18 protein-coding genes and 1 other RNA gene are annotated in these 20,189 nt (G+C 41.3%); 12 read left to right on the top strand and 7 right to left on the bottom strand.

Translation table 11 applies throughout. The annotated features are described in order from the left end of the window. Positions 1 to 85 precede the first annotated feature (85 nt). The 3 genes from WA256_RS02315 to WA256_RS02305 all read left to right on the top strand — a co-directional run bounded on the left by WA256_RS02315 (position 86) and on the right by WA256_RS02305 (position 3,127). Positions 86 to 721, top strand: coding sequence for an SDR family oxidoreductase (locus WA256_RS02315; protein ID WP_248527536.1), 636 nt, complete (start codon positions 86 to 88; stop codon positions 719 to 721). 83 nt (positions 722 to 804) lie between these two features. Next, positions 805 to 1,641 carry a substrate-binding periplasmic protein gene (locus WA256_RS02310; RefSeq protein WP_063529191.1) on the top strand — a complete coding sequence of 279 codons (837 nt, stop codon included), beginning with the start codon at positions 805 to 807 and terminating at the stop codon, positions 1,639 to 1,641. A 7-nt stretch (positions 1,642 to 1,648) separates the two neighbouring features. Continuing rightward, a complete protein-coding gene (locus WA256_RS02305) occupies positions 1,649 to 3,127 on the top strand; it encodes a methyl-accepting chemotaxis protein (protein ID WP_335988757.1) in 1,479 nt (492 codons plus the stop codon). Here the strand turns inward: WA256_RS02305 and WA256_RS02300 are convergent. Beyond that, a complete protein-coding gene (locus WA256_RS02300; protein ID WP_335988755.1) occupies positions 3,117 to 3,890 on the bottom strand; it encodes a sulfite exporter TauE/SafE family protein in 774 nt (257 codons plus the stop codon). The genes WA256_RS02305 and WA256_RS02300 overlap by 11 nt on opposite strands. Before the next feature lie 205 nt (positions 3,891 to 4,095). On the opposite strand from WA256_RS02300, the gene WA256_RS02295 reads away from it, so the two are divergent. After that, positions 4,096 to 4,812, top strand: coding sequence for an enoyl-CoA hydratase/isomerase family protein (locus WA256_RS02295; protein WP_335988753.1), 717 nt, complete (start codon positions 4,096 to 4,098; stop codon positions 4,810 to 4,812). A gap of 320 nt (positions 4,813 to 5,132) precedes the next feature. Beyond that, the gene (locus WA256_RS02290) at positions 5,133 to 6,146 is read left to right on the top strand and encodes a hypothetical protein (RefSeq protein ID WP_335988751.1); all 1,014 of its coding nucleotides are present in this window, start codon (positions 5,133 to 5,135) and stop codon (positions 6,144 to 6,146) included. A gap of 98 nt (positions 6,147 to 6,244) precedes the next feature. Here WA256_RS02290 and ssrA read toward each other — a convergent pair. Then, positions 6,245 to 6,603, bottom strand: a transfer-messenger RNA (tmRNA) gene (ssrA, locus tag WA256_RS02285). A gap of 278 nt (positions 6,604 to 6,881) precedes the next feature. On the opposite strand from ssrA, the gene WA256_RS02280 reads away from it, so the two are divergent. Beyond that, complete coding sequence (locus tag WA256_RS02280) at positions 6,882 to 8,507, top strand: FapA family protein (RefSeq protein ID WP_335988749.1); 1,626 nt, start codon at positions 6,882 to 6,884, stop codon at positions 8,505 to 8,507. On the opposite strand, the gene rnt is transcribed toward WA256_RS02280, so the two are convergent. Then, positions 8,491 to 9,171, bottom strand: a complete 681-nt coding sequence (rnt, locus tag WA256_RS02275; protein WP_335988747.1) for a ribonuclease T — start codon at positions 9,169 to 9,171, stop codon at positions 8,491 to 8,493. The two genes, WA256_RS02280 and rnt, sit on opposite strands and share 17 nt — an antisense overlap. A gap of 216 nt (positions 9,172 to 9,387) precedes the next feature. Between rnt and WA256_RS02270 the strand changes: the two genes are divergently transcribed. Then, positions 9,388 to 10,266, top strand: a complete 879-nt coding sequence (locus WA256_RS02270) for a flagellar protein MotY (RefSeq protein ID WP_304637957.1) — start codon at positions 9,388 to 9,390, stop codon at positions 10,264 to 10,266. Positions 10,267 to 10,287: 21 nt separating this feature from the next. Here WA256_RS02270 and WA256_RS02265 read toward each other — a convergent pair whose 3' ends face one another. Further along, positions 10,288 to 11,193 (bottom strand): DMT family transporter, encoded by a 906-nt coding sequence (locus WA256_RS02265; protein ID WP_335988745.1) that lies wholly within the window; start codon positions 11,191 to 11,193, stop codon positions 10,288 to 10,290. 406 nt (positions 11,194 to 11,599) lie between these two features. Between WA256_RS02265 and WA256_RS02260 the strand changes: the two genes are divergently transcribed. Next, entirely contained in the window at positions 11,600 to 12,802 is a 1,203-nt protein-coding gene (locus WA256_RS02260) for an aromatic amino acid transport family protein (RefSeq protein WP_335988743.1), read from the top strand. Between the two features lie 59 nt (positions 12,803 to 12,861). Here WA256_RS02260 and ggt read toward each other — a convergent pair whose 3' ends face one another. Together ggt and WA256_RS02250 are read right to left on the bottom strand one after the other, a co-directional pair. Beyond that, the gene (gene ggt, locus WA256_RS02255) at positions 12,862 to 14,520 is read right to left on the bottom strand and encodes a gamma-glutamyltransferase (RefSeq protein WP_335988741.1); all 1,659 of its coding nucleotides are present in this window, start codon (positions 14,518 to 14,520) and stop codon (positions 12,862 to 12,864) included. A gap of 76 nt (positions 14,521 to 14,596) precedes the next feature. Beyond that, positions 14,597 to 15,142, bottom strand: a complete 546-nt coding sequence (locus WA256_RS02250) for a GNAT family N-acetyltransferase (protein ID WP_335988739.1) — start codon at positions 15,140 to 15,142, stop codon at positions 14,597 to 14,599. A gap of 49 nt (positions 15,143 to 15,191) precedes the next feature. Between WA256_RS02250 and WA256_RS02245 the strand changes: the two genes are divergently transcribed. Further along, entirely contained in the window at positions 15,192 to 15,560 is a 369-nt protein-coding gene (locus WA256_RS02245) for a hypothetical protein (protein ID WP_054551695.1), read from the top strand. Between the two features lie 41 nt (positions 15,561 to 15,601). Here the strand turns inward: WA256_RS02245 and WA256_RS02240 are convergent, their stop codons facing one another. Further along, positions 15,602 to 17,824 (bottom strand): TonB-dependent receptor, encoded by a 2,223-nt coding sequence (locus tag WA256_RS02240; RefSeq protein WP_062564327.1) that lies wholly within the window; start codon positions 17,822 to 17,824, stop codon positions 15,602 to 15,604. A gap of 548 nt (positions 17,825 to 18,372) precedes the next feature. Here WA256_RS02240 and WA256_RS02235 point away from each other — a divergent pair. From WA256_RS02235 to WA256_RS02225, 3 genes are all read left to right on the top strand, one after another. Beyond that, on the top strand, positions 18,373 to 18,966 hold the full coding sequence (locus tag WA256_RS02235) for a helix-turn-helix transcriptional regulator (RefSeq protein WP_269407579.1): 594 nt from the start codon (positions 18,373 to 18,375) through the stop codon (positions 18,964 to 18,966). Positions 18,967 to 19,177: 211 nt separating this feature from the next. After that, positions 19,178 to 20,020 (top strand): VOC family protein, encoded by an 843-nt coding sequence (locus WA256_RS02230; protein WP_062564325.1) that lies wholly within the window; start codon positions 19,178 to 19,180, stop codon positions 20,018 to 20,020. Continuing rightward, on the top strand, positions 20,020 to 20,172 hold the full coding sequence (locus tag WA256_RS02225; protein WP_167350228.1) for a hypothetical protein: 153 nt from the start codon (positions 20,020 to 20,022) through the stop codon (positions 20,170 to 20,172). The genes WA256_RS02230 and WA256_RS02225 overlap by 1 nt, the downstream gene beginning before the upstream one ends. The last annotated feature ends 17 nt before the right edge of the window (positions 20,173 to 20,189 follow it).

The raw sequence follows: 20,189 nt of genomic DNA, 5'->3' as shown, positions 1-20,189 counted from the left end.
TTTATTCAAAGTTTGCTTGTACCCCTTTAAAAATAAATCCACACCCCAAGGTCTTTAGTTACACAGCAATTAGAAGGAGTTTAATATGAAGACCTTAATCATTGGCGCAACGGGCCAAATAGGTAAAATGACCACCGAAAAAATGCTGGCAAGTGGCCATGACGTAGTGGCTCTGGTTAGAGACAAAAGCAAACTGACTGCGCTTGAAAGTAATAATTTAACGATTGTAGAGCAAGACCTCGAAAACGATTTTAGTCGTGCCTTCGAGGGTGTTGAACAAGTGATTTTTAGCGCGGGCTCCGGCGGCGCAACGGGTGCTGATAAAACCTTACTGATAGATTTATGGGCCGCAGTTAAAGCGATTAATTATGCGGTAGATGCCAAGGTTAAGCATTTTATTATGGTCAGCTCTATTGGTGCTGATGCCCCAGACAACATTGAAAGCAGTATAAAACCGTATTTAGTTGCAAAGCATATGGCTGACCAACATTTAATCAATAGCGAATTAAATTACAGCATTGTCAGACCTGGCACGCTATTAAATGATGCAGCAACGGGGCTATTAACCACCACGCGCCCTGCAACGCGCCAAGATGCGGTGATCAACCGTGAAGATGTAGCAGATACCCTGCTATACCTTGCTGAACATACACCGAAAAAACCACAAGTGTTTGAATTGTTTAATGGTGATAAGTCAATCGACAGCCTACTAAGCAATTGAATACGTATGCATAAGAAATAAGATTGAGAAAGCGCGTAAAGCACTTTAGTTTATTGTTTACATAATAATAACAAAGGTGCTTTATGCGTCATTTTGCTTTACTTTTTTGCTTTGCTTTTACGTCGGCTTGTTTTGCCGCACCGGTAAAAGTTCAAAGCTACAGTGGCGATACCTCTCTTCCCCACAAATTACTGATCAGCGCCATCGAACGTGCTGGCTTAGAGTATATTCACCCTTATGAAACCAATAAAGATATCTCTAATGCACGTATCTTAAACGATGTAAAAAACAACCAGCTGGATGTGATGTGGAGCATGACATCTACTCAGTTAGAACAGGATTATAAAGCTGTTTATATTCCCTTGTTTCGTGGCTTACTTGGCATGCGAGTCGCGATTGTAAAAGCACAAAATCGCGAGCTATTTAGCTCAGTAACTAGCTTACAAGATTTAAAACGTTTTACCGCTGGGCAAGGTAAAACTTGGCCAGACACGAAAATATTAAAAGCAAATCAACTGCCCGTTGTTACCACATTAAAATACCCTAACTTATTTCCAATGCTTGAAGGCGAGCGCTTTGACTACTTCCCACGTGGGGTGAATGAACCTTGGGATGAAATTGCCAATCACTCAGAGCTTAACCTCACTGTTGAGCCGCACTTAGTTATTAAGTACACCGCACCACTTTACTTTTTCGTCAACAAAAACAACCACACGCTGCATAAACAGCTAAATGATGCGCTAAACGAGATGATTGCTGATGGCACATTTAACGCTATGTTTTTGGCAGACAGCCAAGTACAAACGGTTTTATCAAAAGCCAACTTAAGCTCGCGTCGCGTAATTGAGCTAGATAACCCAACGTTATCGTCGAACACACCTAATAAAAATAGCCCTTTGTGGTTTAACCCATTTCAATGAGCGCACAATGAAATCATTAAAATATAAAATGACCTTGGCACTGTCTTTGTGCCTTTTACTGAGCGTGATCTTCGTGATCAGTGCAAACTACCTGCTGGCAAAGTCGAGTCAAACACAACAATGGCAAGACGACATCACGGCCCTTAATGAGCAAATGCAGGTTATTTTAGCCGAGCCGGTATTCTCTTATGATGAGCCGTTAATCAATCAGATTATTAAAGCCTTTTCGCAAAACAAACATGTACATAGCATTTCAGTGACAGATCATCGCAATAAGCCACTGGCCGCTATCGCTAAACAAAGCAATAGCGCATCGGTTAGTAAAACTATTGATTTGCACTATTTAGATAATTTAATTGGCCACATAAAAATTGGTTACTCACAAAAAGCACTGCATAGCACCATTGCTGAGTCGACACGCACCATGTTTATTACCTTGCTGGTCTCTTTTATCACCTTGGGGGCAGTGATTATTTATATCGTGCGGCTATTAGTGATAAAACCAATCGATAGCGTAAATAGCCTTGTTGATGAAATTGTCAAAGGTGAAGGCGACCTAACAAAACGTATTAGCTATCAATCTAATGATGAAATAGGCTATTTGGTCGATGGTTTCAATCGATTTATAGCGCAGGTGCAAGAAATCATCACTGAGCTAGGCAGTACAGCCAGTGAGCTTGAAATGATAGCCAGCACAGTAAACGAAGCCTCAGTGCGCTCTAAAAACGAAGCCGAGCTTGAATATAACCGCACAGATTCAGCAACCAATGCGCTTAGTCAGTTAAGTGAAGCAACCAAAGAGATTGCACAAGGGGCTAATCAAACTGCACAGCAAACCACCGACGTTCATCGCTTATGCCAACAAGGCGAACAAAATATGAATGCCAATGGCAACATGGTTGACGAATTAGCTGCACAACTTGACCATACATCAAACGTAGTTAAACAACTAAACGCCAGCAGTAATGAAATCAGCCAAGTGCTCGATGTTATAAAAAGTATTGCCGAGCAAACCAATTTACTGGCTCTAAATGCTGCTATTGAAGCGGCTCGTGCGGGGGAATCTGGTCGTGGCTTTGCTGTGGTGGCCGATGAAGTAAGAGCGCTTGCTAGTAAAACCTATGATTCAACGTCTGAGATTGAGTCGATTATTGTATCGCTACACAAAAATACCTCTGATTGTGTAACCGCAACGGAGCAAAGCAAGTCACTGAGCGATAAAGTGAGCCAAGCGAATCAAAAAAGCCAAGCGGTGTTTAAAGATATTGCTAAACAAATCAATACCATTAATCAAATGAACGAAAGCGTGGCAGCAAGTTCTGAAGAGCAAACCAGTGTGACCGCTGATATCTTAAATACCATGCAGCTCATTAACCAAGGCGCTAAGAGCCTATCGCAAGAAGCTCAGCACCTTGATAACACCATAGGCCAACTCAATGAATTAGAACGCGGCATCGTTGCCAAACTGGGTTTGTTTAAATACTAAAAGCCATAACTCCCTGCCACGCAAGTTGCAGGGAAAGCACCGTTAACACTAAACGAAAAATCTTTTTAAATTTATCTGACGAAATGCGGTGCAGTAACTTAAGGCCAAGCCAAGTACCTAATGCACCGCTCAATATCATGAGCATAACCAGCGGCAACCACTGCCAAAATGCAAACCCCACAGCCCCATATAAAATCGCCTTTAAGGTATGTTGTACTGTCATGCAGCTTGAAAAAGTAGCGGTAAATTTAAGCTTATTATAATTATTTACATATAAGCAGCTGCCAACCAAAGGCCCGCTTGCCCCTACAAACATCGAGATAAACGTGGTCCAAAGTCCAGCGAGAACACGCCATAACTTTGAGGTTTCTCTGAGCTTTGGCGTCACACCCCAAAGTAAATAAAGCACAAATGCAGCAACCACTATTTTCATTAATTCAAGGGGTATTGATGTGACAATCGTTGAGGCAACCAGCGCACCTAAGACTCCCCCTAAAGAGAAGTACACAAACATTGCACCATCAATATGTTTAAACGTGAACAAAAAGCGGTTTGCATTAGAGCCTAACTGCACTAACCCATGAACAGGAATAACCACACTCATAGGAAGCATGGATGCCATGATCACCAGCAGCATTAAGCCGCCGCCCGCACCAAAAGCTGCTGAAATCATTGAAGTAAAGCCCGCAACCACAATGAGCATTATTGTGCTGATCGGGCTTAATAAATCTCCACCTAAAAACTGCCAACTGATCAAATCCATTGTTACGCTTTAAATAGTGTGTTTGAGCTAAAGCTACCATGACTCACCACTATTAGCGATATATTGGAAAATAGTTTCGACTAAAAGACCATATCAACCAAAAGAGAAGTGCCCCTAAATTCACAACTGGTCAGACTTGTGGTTTATTTTGTTAAACCTATGGGTTATAACTATGCCCACAACACAATAAAATTGAAGGCACAGCATGACACTGATGAATGTAAGTACACAAGGATCTGTTGCTATCTTAACTATGACAACAGCTGAAAATCGCCATAACCCTGCTTTTGCAGAGGCTTTTTTAAATTGCCTTGACGAAATCGAACGTAACCCTGAACACAAAGCACTGGTGATCACTTCAAGCAGCGAAAAATCATGGAGCTTGGGCATAGATACCGATTGGCTTATGCCCGCATTAAAAGCACAAAAATTTGCAGAAGTAAGTGGCTTTATGCACTCGATGGATGCGGTATTTAAACGCTTATTACTGTTCCCAATGCCAGTAATCGCAGCGATAAATGGCCACGCTTTTGGTAATGGCGCCATTTTATCGTGCGCTTGCGATTTTAGGTTTATGCAAAGCGACCGTGGTTTCTTCTGCTTCCCAGAAGTGGATTTATCAATCCCGTTTTTACCGGGCATGCTCGCCTTTATTAAAAAAGCCATTCCAGACTATCGTTTTAACGAGATGATGCTAACTGGCCGCCGCGTTACCGCAGGCGAACTTGCCACGGATCATGTTATTGAACAAGCCTGCCCAAACAACGAAGCTTTATTTAATACCGCCCTCGAATTTGCCAGCCAGTTCGATAAAAAACGAGCGATTTTCGCCGAGCACAAAAAGCGCCTACACAAACACATCATCGACACCATTGATATAGAAAACAAACCGATTATTGATGCCGTTCAGTTGGTTGTTTAGAAAACAAAAGCTTTAACTGGACAAAGGTGTCTTCAAGTTGAAGGCACCAAAAATTTCACAAAGTAACTAGCAGTAATACAAAAACAACTTAAAGTTCTAAAACCAAACCCGTAAAGTATTTAAATTAGATCTAATAAAAAGAAACTAAATATCTTTAAAAAATTTCTAGCTGCACCATAAATATTGCGTATTTTAAAACCAAAATGCCTCAAAAACTTGAATCCCCCTTATTTTAAGCAAAGCTTTATCTCAAGCAGTTAATTTTTTACCTCGCTATATGTAGTAAGTATAAATTAGTAAAAAGTATTAAGGAGATAAATATGAGATATGGAATATTATTAGTCTTATTAACATTCTGTGGTTGCACGACTAATCACTTCTCAGAAGCTATTTTATATAAGCAAAAAAGTAATAATATCTACGAAATCCCATCAACCGGAAATAATCCAATTTACGTCGACACTGATTCTGTATTTCAATTAAAAATTGATTACCTTCAGCCTGGCTGGATCCATAACGGTGAGTCAAGTCCTACCTTAGACGATGATAAATATAAAGGATTCGAAAAAAAAATAACCTCCCACCTTTTCGGGAAAGAGCTTTGGCTCTTAACAAGGATTGAGAGTTTGTCAGCAGAAGATGTATTAGAGAGACAAAGCAAGACCTACTACAAAACGACAAACATAAAAATAAACTCAGAATCTTATGCTAAAGTGGCATTAGATACTTCTGAGAAAATTGTGTTTACTCATGGTGCAGATAACCCTTATAGGATTACATTCAAATTATATGAGGTTGAAGGGTTTGATTTAAAAAAAGCTGCTGTAAAAGCTTACGATGACAGCCCTGGTTTAGCTGGCATTTTTATTACAATAGGCCAAACAATTAGCTCTACTTTAGGCAGTTTAGCAGGCTCAATTGTTACTGACCTTTGGAAAAGCGCATCTGAAGAGCAACTTTTCATAGAAAGGATTTTACTTGAAAACGATGCAACTCTGGAGTTTCAAGGCACTATACATATACTCAGGAAAGATGGTGTCCTTGGTGTAAACCTTCCCTTGAAGAGAACTTCTTATGTGCTATACGACAAGTTTAAGTCCGAAGGCTGGGATACTAATTATTCAGATAAATCAAGCTACGAAAAAATGAAAATGGAGAAAGATACAGACATCGATATTAGCCAACAATTCGCCAACAAGATTGATAAACGCTCCTATATAAAACTAGAACTGACAGAAGCTATATCAGGCCCAGCAACAGAGGGGTTAAAAGCAAATGGGTTTATTTCTACTCAAGAGCATATATCGTTTATTAACTCTATTAAAGTGGATTAGTCAAATGGCAAATCATTTTTAATTCGAAGTAAAATTGCATTTTTATAAATATTTTAGGCAATAAAAAAGGCCGCTCTGAGAGCAGCCTTTTTCATATTTGGTGGAGCTGGGGGGATTTGAACCCCCGTCCGAAAAGCCTCAACCTTTGGTACTACATGCTTAGTATCGTCTTTTAGTTAACCTTATACAGCTCGGACGAACACGATCTGCAAAGGCGAGGCCGCTTAGTTTTAGCCCTTCAACCCCGGCCAGGGTTTCCGTAGCGAGTCCGTGTAGGGTGACACTTCAGAACCGGGTCCACAGACATACACCGGAGAAGTGCTAGCGGGCTATTATGCCGCTAGAGCGTAGTTATCGTCGTTTGCGATTACTTTAAATTGCGGCTTTTTTACGAGGCCAACCGCACCTCGACATGCACCTCGGGCGTCTTGAATTCCGTCGAATCCTAATCAGCCCCTGAATTTGGTATCTCATTCAGAGTGTTCATGCAGTATAACTGAGTAGCCTATTCAGACTCAAGGCATTAATCGGGAAATTTTTGCTAAGTGCCTTTGAATGCTGAATTTTCAAGCAAGAAAAATCAGTTTTTATACATATTTTCACATTTTAATCATACAAATTCTTAACATAGTACAAAAGTTGTGCTGAAATAGGAGACGTTGTTACCCTTCTTCAAAAATAACCTGTAACAACACATAACTATAATAACAGGCAGTTTTTTACAGGGCTTTTCAGATGTCGATGTTTTCATTCGATGAACAAAGCGGCTATGTCTCTTTGTGTGAGCATCCTCGTGATGCGGGTTTTCCTACTACGAGTTCTCAATTAATTGAATTACTTGAGCAATCTCCTTATGCCAGCTACGAATTTATTGATGCCAATATAGGTAAGTTGTTTATACCTAGCAGCCAATATCAAAGCCAATCGTTAGTGGTTGCTAAAGCCGTTGATGCTCAGCTTGAAGTAAAAGTTGATGCTAAAAACATGGTGGTTGAAGCAAGCCTAACAACAGCCCGTGGCGGTAAAATTGTCAGCATGGATATGGCGCAAGAGGTGCTTGCTGAGGCCGGCGTGATTAAAGGCATTAGTTTACGTGCCCTCGATACTTTTTTAGGCCAACAATTTAAGCAACCACCCGGCGCCCATTACACCGCGATTGTTGCCCATGGCCGAATGCCTAAAGAAGGCACCGATGCTAAATTCGTGCGCTTATGCTCAACAGCACAAGACCGCGTTCTTAGTCCGCAAGCGACCTCTGGCGGTAAAGTCGACATGCGTAATTTAGGTGCCATTATTACCGTTAAACCCGGCACGCCATTGATGCAAAGAGTTCCTGCAACACCCGGAGAAGATGGTTTTACGGTGTTTGGTGATGTGATGCCTGCAAAACCTGGTAAAGACTTACCTCTTGAGCCATTCGAAGGAACGCGAATTGATCCTAATAATAGCGATATGTTGATTGCCGATGCTAAAGGCGTGCCCGTTGCCCTACCCCGCGGAATGCGCGTGGACGACGTATTGTGTTTTCATCATGTTGATGTAAGTACAGGCCATGTCGAATTTGATGGCAGTGTCATTATCAGCGGTGATGTAAAAGATGGTATGCGCGTCAAAGCCACGGGTGATATCACTGTATTAGGCTTTGTTGAATCAGCCACAATTGAAAGTAAAAGTGAAGTCACCGTGATGCTTGGGGCTGTTGGCAGAAAACGTGAAAACGTCGAAAACTTTACCTGTAACATAACGGCTTCGCGCACTATCTCAGTGGGTTATGCTCAGTACTGCCATATAAAAACAGAGCAAGATTTATTCATTGAACGCCAAGCTTTACATTGTGATTTAAGCGCTCGCCGCCTTATTCGAGTCGGCAAAGCCAATAACCCGCGAGGCAAAATTATTGGTGGCAATATTTTAGATGCGATGCGAATAGAAACCGGTGAGCTTGGTGCGCCATCAGGCACTAAAACACGGGTTTTCATTGCTCAGTACTGGCATGATTTACGCCAAAAGCAGCAGCAAATTAATGACTTTGAAAAGTTATTAGCGACAAAAGCAGCTGCCTTACAGCAAGCACGCAAAAAGGCCAATAAAATACCCGACCCAGCTCAACGGGCGCATTATATCAAAAAGATCACTGCCAGCGAGCAGCAGATTAAAATTAAAACAGCCAACACAAAGAAAAAGAAACACTTAGTGAAAATTAAGATTGCGCGTTTATTAGCAACAAGTCGCTTAAAAGTGAATGAATTAATGCATCCAGGGGTGGAGCTTAAGATAGCGCAAGAGAGTAAACAGTTTTCACGTATTTACCCTCCTAACATGGTGCGTTTTTTTGAAGGTAAGATCACTCAGTCGTTTTAACGGCTGAGTCTTGCTCTTCTTCACTTGCTTCGATTTCAGGCAATGGCCAACCGCCGAGTTGTTGCCAGCGATTAACGATTAAACAAAACAGTTCTGCTGTGCGTTCGGTATCATAAAGTGCTGAGTGAGCTTGTTTATTATCAAACTCAATACCTGCCGCCCTACACGCTTTAGCTAATACTGTTTGCCCTAGTGCAAGACCTGCCAATGATGTGGTATCAAAACTAACAAATGGATGAAATGGCGTGCGCTTAATTTTACAACGCTCAATGGCGGCATTTAAAAAGCCGTGATCAAACGCTGCATTATGTGCTACTACCACTGAACGCTGACAACCCGCTGCTTTTTGTGCCTTGCGCACGACTTTACAGATTTCTTTAATCGCTTCTTCTTCAGGCACCGCACCACGCAGCGCAGAAAAAGGATCAATACCATTAAACTCAATGGCCGCTTGTTCAATATTCGCGCCTTCAAATGGCTCAACATGAAAATGCACAGTATGATCAATACTTAACACGCCGTCGTCATCCATTTTAAGTACAGATGCAGCAATTTCTAATAACGCATCGGTTTCTTTATTAAAACCTGCGGTTTCAACATCAATCACAACAGGAAAAAAGCCACGAAAGCGTTTTGCGAAAAGAGTTTGTTCAGTATTTTCCATAGTCTTCTTGGTTTGCCAGTGTAAGCTGGCTATTATGTCAAAAACCACGGCTACTCTGCTAGAGTAAATAGTGTGAAATCGCAGATTCTTACTGAGTTTTTAGGCACATTACTTGCTTTATATTAATCAGCTAGCCCTGTGTTTAGTGTGCTGAAGCAATTAAACACAAAAATTGCCAATTATTTGGCATTGATGATTTGTTGGAGAATTACCGTGATGAAGCTTTCATTACTTCCTTTAAGCCTAGGCCTATTTACCTCAGTTGCAAGTATAAATGCGCATGCAGCCATGCGTGAGTATACCGCTAATGCTGATATGTCGAACTGGCAAATGGTTAAAACATCTCGCTTAGAATGCCAATTAAATCATGAAGTTCCTTACTATGGTGAAGCAATTTTCAGCACCACTGCCAGTAAAAATAAAGACGTAAACTTCAACCTTGATATGGTCGTACGCCCAGACAACTACAGTATTGCTGGCCTAAAAGCCGTACCACCTAGCTGGCGTGCAGGTATGCCTGCTCGCGACTTAGCAAATATGAAGCTATTACGTAAGTTTGACGGCGAGCTTGGCAACAAAACCGCTTGGGAAATGCTCACCGAACTTGAAAAAGGTTACCAACCGACATTTTATTACCAAGACTGGCAAAACAGTGCCGATAAAATTGCCGTTGGTTTATCGAGTGTCAACTTTAAGCAAGCTTATTGGGCGTTTTTACAGTGCCGAGATGCAATGCTGCCTTACAGCTTTGAAGATATTTCGTTCACAGTGATGAACTATGAGCCTAATACCAGCAAGCTGACTAAATCATCACAAAAACGCTTAGATAAAATTGGCGAATACTTAAAGTACGACACCAATATCGAATCTATTTCAATATCTTCTTACACCGACAGCTACGGTGGCCGCTGGAATAACCTCGAGTTATCAAAAAAACGCGCTAAAGCGATTAAGGATTACATTGTTAGCTTAGGGGTTGATGAAAGCAAAGTAGATACCGATGGTTACGGTGAAAAGCGCCATGTTGCCAGCAACGACAACATTTTAGACCGCAACAAAAACCGTCGTTTAGTCATTCAAATTGCAAAAATGTAGCCGCCGAAGCGGCTACTAGCCTTAACTCATTTCTACCGATTTCACGCGCTTAAAGCGCTTTAGCCACTTATCGCCAAACTGAAAAAATGCGAGGCTAATCATAATGATGGTCGCGCCAACAATCAGTGCTTGGTCAATGGGCTCATCATTAAGTAAACCACCAATCGCGATTGCAAAACTTGGTGTGATCAGGGTTGTTAATGCGACCGTGCTGGCGTTCAACTTCTGCAATACATGAAAATACGCCAGCGCGCCAATTAATGAACCAAACACGCCTAAGTAAACAATTGAGTACAGTGATTTTGCACTCCACATCTGGCTATTAAGTTGGCCATCTAACAGCAACCAAGTAATAAAAAACAGAGGTGTTACAAAAACCAACGCGCCAAATGTGGTAGCCATTGGATGAATAGCAATTCTTACCCGTTTGATCATCACACCGCTCAAACTAAAAAAGCACACTGCCATAAATACATATAACAGGCCACTAAGCTGCTCTACTCCCCCTTGAATATGGCGTTGGCTTACTAAAAATAAACCAATTAAGGCACAGCCAAGTGCGCCAAGCTTAATGGTGCTGAACTTAGGTTCGCTCAAAATCTTTTGCGCAAGTAAGCCCGATAAAATTGGTGCAAGGCCAAACATTAATGATATTAACCCAGAAGGCACTGTTTTAGCGGCCATGTAACTTAATAACATGCCGCCAAAAATACCTATGCTTGAATAGCCATAAAGGAATAAAGCACGGCGATGCCAAGGCACTCGGATATTGGCAACAGCAACGACAAACGAAGCCAACACCAGCCCCACCAGCATGCGTAAAAACACAGCCAGGGTTGGTGCTACCGTTTCACTACTCCAAACAATACCCAGTGGTGTTGTTGACCAAATCACCACCATTAAAAAATATGAGGCTTTAACAGGCACAAGCTTATTCCTTTAAAAAGGCGAAAAAAGCGGAAGAGAATTTAAATGGGAAATAACCAACCGCTTAGAACGCGGTTAGTAAAACTTACTTAATTAACCGCAGCACATAACAGACCATACGACTGATGAGGTCAGGCGCATACAATTGTTTGTTGGTCGTTGGTTTAGCTGCATCATGGTATTTAATAAAGTAAGTAGAAGAAGCTTAAGAATCCGCCTAAATGGTGATTTTGTCAACACGAATACTCATGCTATTTGGCAAAAAGTTATTTGCTGATTTCAACAGCCTGTTTGCACATGTAAATCATAGGTTACATTTAATTTCTTTGATTTATAACAAAACTATTTAAGTTTTGTTAAACAAGTTATATCTTGCTTGCCTCTCACGAAGTTTAAGGGGCAAAAAGTGCTTAAAAATAAAACAATAGGTAGCATGTTAATTGTTGCTGGCACCACCATAGGTGCAGGGATGCTGGCATTGCCTATCGCCTCCGCAGGGCTTGGTTTCACAACAGCGTTATCACTAATCTTTTTAACTTGGGTTTTAATGACCTACACAGCATTGCTGATGCTAGAGCTCCATCAATATGCCGACAGAGATGCAACCCTCAATACGTTAGCTAAGTCATGGTTGGGTAAACGTGGGCAATGGGTCGCTAACTTTTCAGTGATGTTTTTGTTTTACGCATTATGCGCTGCGTATATCGCAGGTGGTGGTGCGCAATTACAAGAAAAGCTCAACAATGGTTTATCGCTTTCTTTAGCACCGCAAGTTGGCTCAGTTATTCTGGCTGTTGTGATTGGAACTGTGGTGACACTAGGTACTAGCAAAGTCGATAAACTTAACCGCGTACTGTTCACCATTAAAGTGTGTGTATTAGCCAGCTTATTTTATATGCTGACGCCTTATGTTCACGGTCAACACTTACTTGAAATGCCAATTGAACAAGGTCTGATTTTATCTGCAATCCCGGTGGTGTTTACCTCGTTTGGTTTTCATGGCTCTATTCCATCGATTGTGAAATACGTGGGTTTAGATATCAAAACACTTCGTAAAGTAATGGTGGCAGGTGCAGCCCTGCCTTTAGTGATTTACATTTTTTGGCAGTTACTTAGCCAAGGCATGATGAGTCAAAGCGACTTACTACAAAGCCAAGGGTTACCTGGATTCGTAAGCAGTGTCGCTAGCATTGCTCACAGCCCACATGTTGCCACAGCAGTAAACATTTTTGCTGATTTAGCGTTGGCCACGTCTTTCTTAGGGGTGAGTTTAGGTTTATTCGACTTTTTTGCTGATGCATTTAAAAAAGGTGATGGTAGTAAAGATCGTATCAAAACAGCCATGATCACCTTTATTCCACCGCTAGGCTTTGCGCTATTCTATCCACAAGGGTTTATTATGGCACTTGGCTACGCCGCCATTGCGCTGGTTATTTTAGCGGTGTTTTTACCGGTTGCTATGGTCTATAAGCAACGAAGCAGCAAACCTGATGCGGGTTACCAAGTTAAAGGCGGTAATATTGGCTTAGCACTGGCCGCCCTGTTTGGTGTGCTTATTATTAGTGCTCAAGGTTTGCAAATGGCTGGGCTTATTCCAGCGATTGGTTAAACAGCCCACCAAATCAAAAAAGCACCCGAGGGTGCTTTTTTGTCTGGTTTAAAGTTTAATTAAAACACCATTGCCTTACCACGGCCAGATGCTTCAGAGGCTGCATCTAATTTACCGTCTTTATTGATGATCACATGCATGTCACCAAAATGGCGTTCATCAAGTGTATAACCCATCTTCTCAAGCGCTTTAACAACCTTTGGTTCAAGACCTGTGTGGTATCTAATCACATTTTTAGGCCATAACTGGTGATGAAAACGTGGGCTGTCTACCACTTGCTCTGCAGTCATATCAAATTCAACCGCATTTAAAATAGACTCATACACAGAGCTAATAATCGTGGTGCCACCCGGAGAGCCCGTTACCATTTTAACTTTATTATCCTGAAGTAGAATGGTCGGTGTCATTGAGCTCAACATACGTTTATGAGGTTGAATTTCGTTAGCTTTACCACCAATTGCACCAAATACATTCATCACACCTGGCTTGGCACTAAAGTCGTCCATTTCATCATTCAAAATGAACCCTGCGCCCGATACAACCACACCACTACCAAAGCTTAAGTTGATGGTCGTGGTATTCGCTACCGCATTGCCCCACTTATCTAGAATAGAAAAATGCGTTGTTTGCTCACTTTCGTGTAAACCTGGTTTGATGTTCTCAGTTGTCGAAATGGCATCTGGGCGAATTGTACTTGCTCGATTGCTGAGGTAATCATCTGCAAGTAGAGCTGTTTTTGGCACCTCATAAAAATCTGGGTCGCCTAAATATTCTGCTCTGTCGGCAAATACGCGTTTACCTACCTCAGCCAAAATATGAACATAGGTGGTCGAGTTGTGCTCAAGCGTTCCTTTTGGTTTTGCCAAGTCGTACATTTTTAGCCACTGCAAAATAGCAATACCACCTGAACTTGGCGGTGGCGATGTGAGCACTTCGTAACCGCGCCAGTTACCCTTAATTGGTGTACGTGACTTAGCTTGATAAGCTTTTAAGTCTTGCTCAGTAATAATGCCGCCGTGCTGCTTCATAAATGACGCTATGATCTTTGCTGTCTCACCCTCGTAGAAACCAGCTTTACCTTGATCACGAATACGTTTTAGTGTGGCGGCAAGTTCCGGCTGTTTAAATACCTTATTTGCTTTAGCATCGGCAAAGTAATCAGCAAAGTTAATGTTTACCGACTTTTTGGCCATTCGCGCAATATAACGCTCGATACTCGCAGCTAGCTTAGGATGCACAATAAAGCCCTGCTCTGCTAATTTAACCGCAGGCTCTAGCAGAGTTTTCCACTCTAAGCTGCCGTGCTTTTGATGGGCAAGCCACATTCCAGCAACACTGCCCGGAACACCACTTGCGTGAATACCGTACACAGACATGTTATCAATAACATCACCTTTATCATCAAGGTACATATCGCGATGAGCTGCAGCAGGGGCTGTTTCACGGTAATCAATAAAATCACCCTTGCCATCTTTTTGGATCAGCATAAAGCCACCACCACCGATATTTCCGGCTTCTGGTAAAGTCACTGCTAATACAAACTGTGCCGCAATTGCCGCATCAACGGCGTTACCGCCTTGCTCTAAAATAGCCCGAGCCGTATCACTGCTGTAGCTATCAGGCATTGCGACAGCGGCTTGTTTTGCAAAGCTTGACGGATGAAAGAATATCGCGGTAACGATCAACAGATGTGCCGCGTATTTGACTAAATTTGCCATGGTACTTCCTTTTTCTTGATGTTATTTTGACCATTTAGACATGTGAAACCCTTAAGGTCAATTAGTTACGATTAACTTAGCTAAGCTGCTCTTTAGGACATGAATAAAGTACTGCAGGTAATTCACCGTGCTCATCTTTATGGATATAGTTTTTTACAAACTTAAGGCCCAGCTTTTCCATCACCTTTATTGAGCCTAGGTTATCTTTTAGTGCTGTGGCACTGAGCGACTTTACTTCTTCTGGCTCGCTTACGGCTTTAGCAATGGCAAGTGCAGCCTCAGATGCATAGCCTTTGCCCCAGCTCATTCTTTTAAAGCGCCAGCCAATTTCTAAATCACTAAAATCAGGTTGTTCAAAAAAGCCCATGGGCCTGACTAATACCCAACCGATAAAGGTATTGCTCTCTATGATATTTACTTGCCAAAGCCCCCAGCCTTTTTGCTCATTTCGATACGCATTCAAGCGTGGAATAAACACCTCTTTAATGGTCTGCATAGTGGATACTTTGCCGCGAGTGAGATGTTTCATTACCTCAGGGTCGTTATCGAGCTCATAAAGTAGCTCGGCATCATTTTCATCCATTAACCGAAAACTTAATCGTGCTGTTCTAGCTATATTCATTTTTTATTGCTTATACTGCTTTATAGTTGATTAACTATTAGAGAAAAATATGAACAAATTAGCAAGCTTAGTTTTATTAGGCTGTATTGCCTTAACAGGTTGTGATGACGCAGAGCAGGCCAAGAAAGATGCCAGCGAAGCAAAAGAGGAAGTAAAGCAAGCCCTAAATGATGCTTGGAGCGACGTAAAAGACGCCACCAATGAGTTTAACGACGACTCACTGCAAGAGTTACTCGAAGAGAGTAAGAAAATGGGCTTAAGCATGTATGACGACGGTAAAGAAATTGCCTTAGATGCATGGATTGAGAGTAAAGAAGCGGCAGGTGAGCTGTCTGAAAAAACCAAGCAAAAAGCAAAAGAACTGGCTGAAGAATTAAGAGAAGCGCGCGAAAAACGCGAGCAAGAGAAAAATAATTAAAAAGAAAGGGCAAGTATTTACTTGCCCTTTTTTGTTAGTAATTAAAGCTCAAATTCTTTTTTGAATTTTAAGCCAAATTCACTGCGGTCGTTGCTGCGCATTACGCCAACAAAACCAGATTGTTGTAAACGACCCACATCGTATACTTCGTTTAACACGTTCTCACCGTAAAGAGTCACTTCAAAGTCACCGTTCGGGTTTAAGTAAGAAATGTTGAAACCCACTAATTCACGAGAATCAATGTGTTCACTTTGGTTGTAAACTGATTGACCTTGCATATCGCTACGGTATGAATAGTTAGCGTTTACTGCCACTGTGCCACCGTTACTTAAATCAATGAAATAAGAAGGTGCGACCATCACAGTCCAACGTGGTGTTAGTGCTGGTGAATCACCTTTACCAATACCTAATACGCCGTCATCTACTTCTGTGATTTCTGAATCTAAATAACCAATTGCGCTACGTAGCGTAAAGTCATCAGTAAATGCGATTGTTGTCTCAAGCTCGATACCTTGTGCTTTAGACTCACCCGCATTTTCTACGATAGTAACGAAACCGCCACCTGCAGTTGGATCTGAGAATGGTAATGCCAGGTCTGTGTAATCAGTAACAAACACAGCAAGCATCATAGATACATCTTCATGTACCTGACCTTTTAGGCCAAGCTCATAGTTAATTGCTTTTGTTTCATCGAAAGAAACAAATTGATCAGGACCACCAAATGGACGCGGTGGGAAACCACCTGTTTGATAACCTTTTTGGATTTGGCCATACACGTTCATGTTATTGCTAAGCTGGTACGACGCATTTAAATCCCATGTTACCGCATCAAAATCAGCACTCACGTATTTACGTGTCGCAAACGTTGGGAATAAGGCATCGGCTTCTTTTTTATCTTTCGAATAACGTAGACCACCGCCCACAGTTAAATCGTCGCTTAGGTCATAGCTTGCATTGATATAAGCTGCGTATGAGTTAGTCTCTTGGTTGATATCAAAGTAACCGTAATCACCAAAAGACGCTGTAGTACCATCATTCAGAAGACCATCAGGTGTGTTGAATGGGCTAAATACAAACGGGCCAGAGCTTGTGAAGCCATCTTCATTAAAGAAGTATAAGCCTGATACAAAGTCCATGTTATCGAAGCTACCGTTTAACTGGATTTCGAATGAATATTGATCTGCGCCGCCTTCTTCAGGGAACTCTGATAAGTTAAGGGCAACAGCGTCATCATCAAGACCCCCTTCGTATTCTGAGCTACGGTAGCTGGTGATGAACTTAGCTGTATACGTATTATTGATATCCCAGTCAGCTGTTAATGAAGTACCCCAGCCTGAATAAGCCGTCGACTCAATACCCGCTACCGTCGTTGCTAAGTCATCAGGATCGCTTGGTAACATGTCTTCTGTAAGTAATGGGAAATCACCATTGAATGGATCATTCGGATCAAGTGGCGCCGTTAGTTCAATTGTGTATGGTGATTGGCCTGATTCGTTATCAACACCATCAATTGAGAACACAAAAGATAAATCGCTACTTGCTTGCCATTTAAGCGCCATACGACCACTTAACTCTTGCTCTTCACCAATTTCTTTTTCTGGGTTAGCAAGGTTAATCGCTTCACCTACACCATCGCGTTGCTTATAAGACACGCTTGCAGACATGCTTACAGTGTCGGTAAGGCTGTTATTAAAGTAAACGTCACCGGCTAAACGACCACGGCTACCTACTTTTGCCGTTGTCGTTACAATGCCTTCGTCACCAGGTTGCTTAGTAATAATATTTACTGCACCACCTAATGTGTTACGACCGTACAAAGTACCTTGTGGACCACGTAATACCTCTACACGCTCAACATTTGGTAATGATAAGTTTGAGCCCATTTGACGACCAAGGTAAACACCATCTAAGTAAACACCTACTCCCGGATCAGTTGTGATCACGTGGTCTTGTAAACCAATACCACGAATAAACACAGATGCATGTGCTGCATTACCTACACCGTAACGAGTGATGTTTAGGTTAGGTACGTATTTACCGATGTCTTCTAGGTTGCTCATGTTCGCTTTATCAATCAGGTTTTCACCGATTGATGTCACTGCTGTTGGCGACTCAAAAATGCTTTCTGTACGCTTACGCGCTGTTACTTCGATTTTTTCGAAAGCATCTTGTTTAGCAGTGGTTTTTTCTTGCTCAGCTAAGGCTGAAGTAGATAATGCAGCAACAATAGCTACAGTTAACTGTGAGAGGTGACGTAATTTCAATTAAAACTCCAAAGGATACCGTGTGTGTATATTTTTACCCGTAAATTTCAGGCATAAAAAAAGACGCTTAGGTATAAGCATCTTTCCTCTGGAGGGGTATTATATGTCAGTTTTGTGAAAATATGTATAATTATTTTAATTATTATCAAAAACTGTATAAATAAACCGCATTACCTCCATGTTTTCGAATTATAAACCACTAGATTCTTTACAAAAAAGCAAATAAAAATAAATGTTTAGTTTTGTATTATCGCAGTAAACTTTCTGGGTAACACAATTAAAATGAACGAAAAATGAACGAAAAATGAACGAAAAATGAACGTTATTTTTATTGCTTTTCAATCAAGTAGAAATAAATTTCAGAAATTTCTCACCTTCAAAAGAGTACCTAGCTCAGGTAATGTTTAATAAAGTGCAGCCAAGTTAGCAAAAGCTAACTAAACAAAAATGTGCGCAAGATTTTCCTCTGTTGGAATTTCATTTTTTACACGTAATAATCAGCAACACAATTTACTTGTTATCATTTACCGATAGTTTTTGGCGTGAATATGGATTTTCTTTTTAATAAAAACGCGGCTGATTCTGTGTCACCTGCTTCGACTCTTCCTTACTGTATTGCGAACGATGATAAAACTCTGTTGCTTAATTACGACTCTTTAGACACCTTGACAAACCGTGAATTAATAAGTGAGTTCATGAAAACTCATGGTTATCATCATCTGGTAATTTTTAATATGCCTCATAGAGCGGATGTGCTGCCATTAAAAGACTGGCCAAAACTAAAAGGGTTATTTTTTAAAAACACTAAGACAGATATTTTTGAACAGGGACTGCAAGAAATTAAAAAGGGATCCTTGTGGTTTCCCAGAACGGTGAGCGATAAATGGATGAGAGTGATGCTCGAAACTGAGCAAAAAAATCAAATTCAATCAAATAACTTAACGTTTAAAGAATCTAAAGTACTGCACTTGCTTTCTTCTGGCGCAACATGCCCCCAAATTGCCGATGCTTTATTTATTAGCGAAGCGACAGTGCGAGTTCATTTGCACAAGATTTACCAGAAGATTAATGTTAAAAACAAACAAAAAGCCTTACAGTGGTGCGAAAGGAACATGAATAAAATCAATAAACTTGCGGGCTAAATTGCAAGTGAATTGTACCTAGGTAATACCTCATAATTCTATTTCCATCCTAGCGCCTATAACTTGCTCTATACAGCATTGCTCAAAGCTTTAAGTATTTTTGCAAAATAATTATTTAACTCTTTACCTTTTGGGAAAATAGTTTTTGATTGAATAACAAACAAATAATGGGCTATGCTTTTATTTGACCCCATTTTGCAAGGAGCAAACTTTGAAATTACTCACCCCCTTACGTGCTGCAATTTTAATAGCAGTCACAGCGGTCTCGTTGACTGGTTGCCAGCTTACCTCTAGTGAACTACCTGCAATCAGTGATTCAGGAACAAAAAACTCAGGTCACGTTGTGTGGCATGATTTGATCACACCTGATTTGTCACAATCTCAAGCATTTTATAGCAGTGTGTTTGGTTGGCAATTCGAAGCCGTTAACGACAGCTATACGCTGGCATCATTAGATGGAAAATTAATTGCTGGTATGGCAGAGCTTGATAATAAACAAAATGCCAGCCATTGGCTGAGCCTTATCAGCAGTAAAGACATCGCTGCCGTTAGTGAAAAAACTATCAAAGCCGGAGGTAAAGTCTTAGTAAGCAGTACCGAGATTAAAGGCCGTGGCACTATTGCTGTATTAGAAGACCCTCAAGGGGCTGTTTTTTCACTGATCAATACCGTAAATGGTGACCCTGAAACTCAGCAAACTGATAACGGTTGGATTTGGCAAGAAGTATGGAGTGATAACCCAGAGCAGAGCAAAGCCTTTTACCAATCACTTGGTAATTATTCTGCACAAAGTAAACCGCTAAATAATGGCAATTACAGTTACCTAGCCTTAAATGGCACACCTGCGATTGGCTTTGTAAAAAAACCAGATGCCGAGATTGGTAACACATGGGTGAATTACATTAAAGTAGCTGATGTTGATGCAACCCTATTAAAAGTAACCGCCGCAGGCGGCATAGTACTTATGGCACCAAATGACAAAGTACGAAGTGGCAGCGTCGCCATTATTCGTGATCCAGCGGGTGCTGGTATTGTAATTCAGGAGCAAATGTAATGAATAAAAAAATGATTCGCTTAGCTGCTCTTGCGGCTGCAATGTTAGCTTTAAATGCCTGCACCCCCTATGCAAGCCTAGATATTAATGCGCCATTTAAAGTAGGTCCTGTGTACGTTAACCCAAGTATTGGCATTGGCGGTACACTTTAATCAATTTCAGGGCGCTG

This window comes from Pseudoalteromonas sp. CH_XMU1449-3 (assembly GCF_037027245.1).
GTDB classification, from domain to species: domain Bacteria; phylum Pseudomonadota; class Gammaproteobacteria; order Enterobacterales; family Alteromonadaceae; genus Pseudoalteromonas; species Pseudoalteromonas shioyasakiensis.
The sequence above is the reverse complement of the archived record's forward strand: the minus strand, read 5'-3'. Positions and strand labels throughout refer to the sequence as shown.

Excerpts from the sequence above, each read along its gene's own strand:
- WA256_RS02290 (WP_335988751.1), top strand. The coding sequence starts at position 5,133 with ATGAGATATGGAATATTATTAGTCTTATTAACATTCTGTGGTTGCACG.
- WA256_RS02245 (WP_054551695.1), top strand. The coding sequence starts at position 15,192 with ATGAACAAATTAGCAAGCTTAGTTTTATTAGGCTGTATTGCCTTAACA.
- WA256_RS02270 (WP_304637957.1), top strand. The coding sequence starts at position 9,388 with ATGAAGCTTTCATTACTTCCTTTAAGCCTAGGCCTATTTACCTCAGTT.
- WA256_RS02235 (WP_269407579.1), top strand. The coding sequence starts at position 18,373 with ATGGATTTTCTTTTTAATAAAAACGCGGCTGATTCTGTGTCACCTGCT.
- WA256_RS02280 (WP_335988749.1), top strand. The coding sequence starts at position 6,882 with ATGTCGATGTTTTCATTCGATGAACAAAGCGGCTATGTCTCTTTGTGT.
- WA256_RS02300 (WP_335988755.1), bottom strand. The coding sequence starts at position 3,890 with ATGGATTTGATCAGTTGGCAGTTTTTAGGTGGAGATTTATTAAGCCCG.
- ggt (WP_335988741.1), bottom strand. The coding sequence starts at position 14,520 with ATGGCAAATTTAGTCAAATACGCGGCACATCTGTTGATCGTTACCGCG.
- WA256_RS02305 (WP_335988757.1), top strand. The coding sequence starts at position 1,649 with ATGAAATCATTAAAATATAAAATGACCTTGGCACTGTCTTTGTGCCTT.
- rnt (WP_335988747.1), bottom strand. The coding sequence starts at position 9,171 with ATGGAAAATACTGAACAAACTCTTTTCGCAAAACGCTTTCGTGGCTTT.
- WA256_RS02310 (WP_063529191.1), top strand. The coding sequence starts at position 805 with ATGCGTCATTTTGCTTTACTTTTTTGCTTTGCTTTTACGTCGGCTTGT.
- WA256_RS02295 (WP_335988753.1), top strand. The coding sequence starts at position 4,096 with ATGACACTGATGAATGTAAGTACACAAGGATCTGTTGCTATCTTAACT.
- WA256_RS02225 (WP_167350228.1), top strand. The coding sequence starts at position 20,020 with ATGAATAAAAAAATGATTCGCTTAGCTGCTCTTGCGGCTGCAATGTTA.
- WA256_RS02315 (WP_248527536.1), top strand. The coding sequence starts at position 86 with ATGAAGACCTTAATCATTGGCGCAACGGGCCAAATAGGTAAAATGACC.
- WA256_RS02250 (WP_335988739.1), bottom strand. The coding sequence starts at position 15,142 with ATGAATATAGCTAGAACAGCACGATTAAGTTTTCGGTTAATGGATGAA.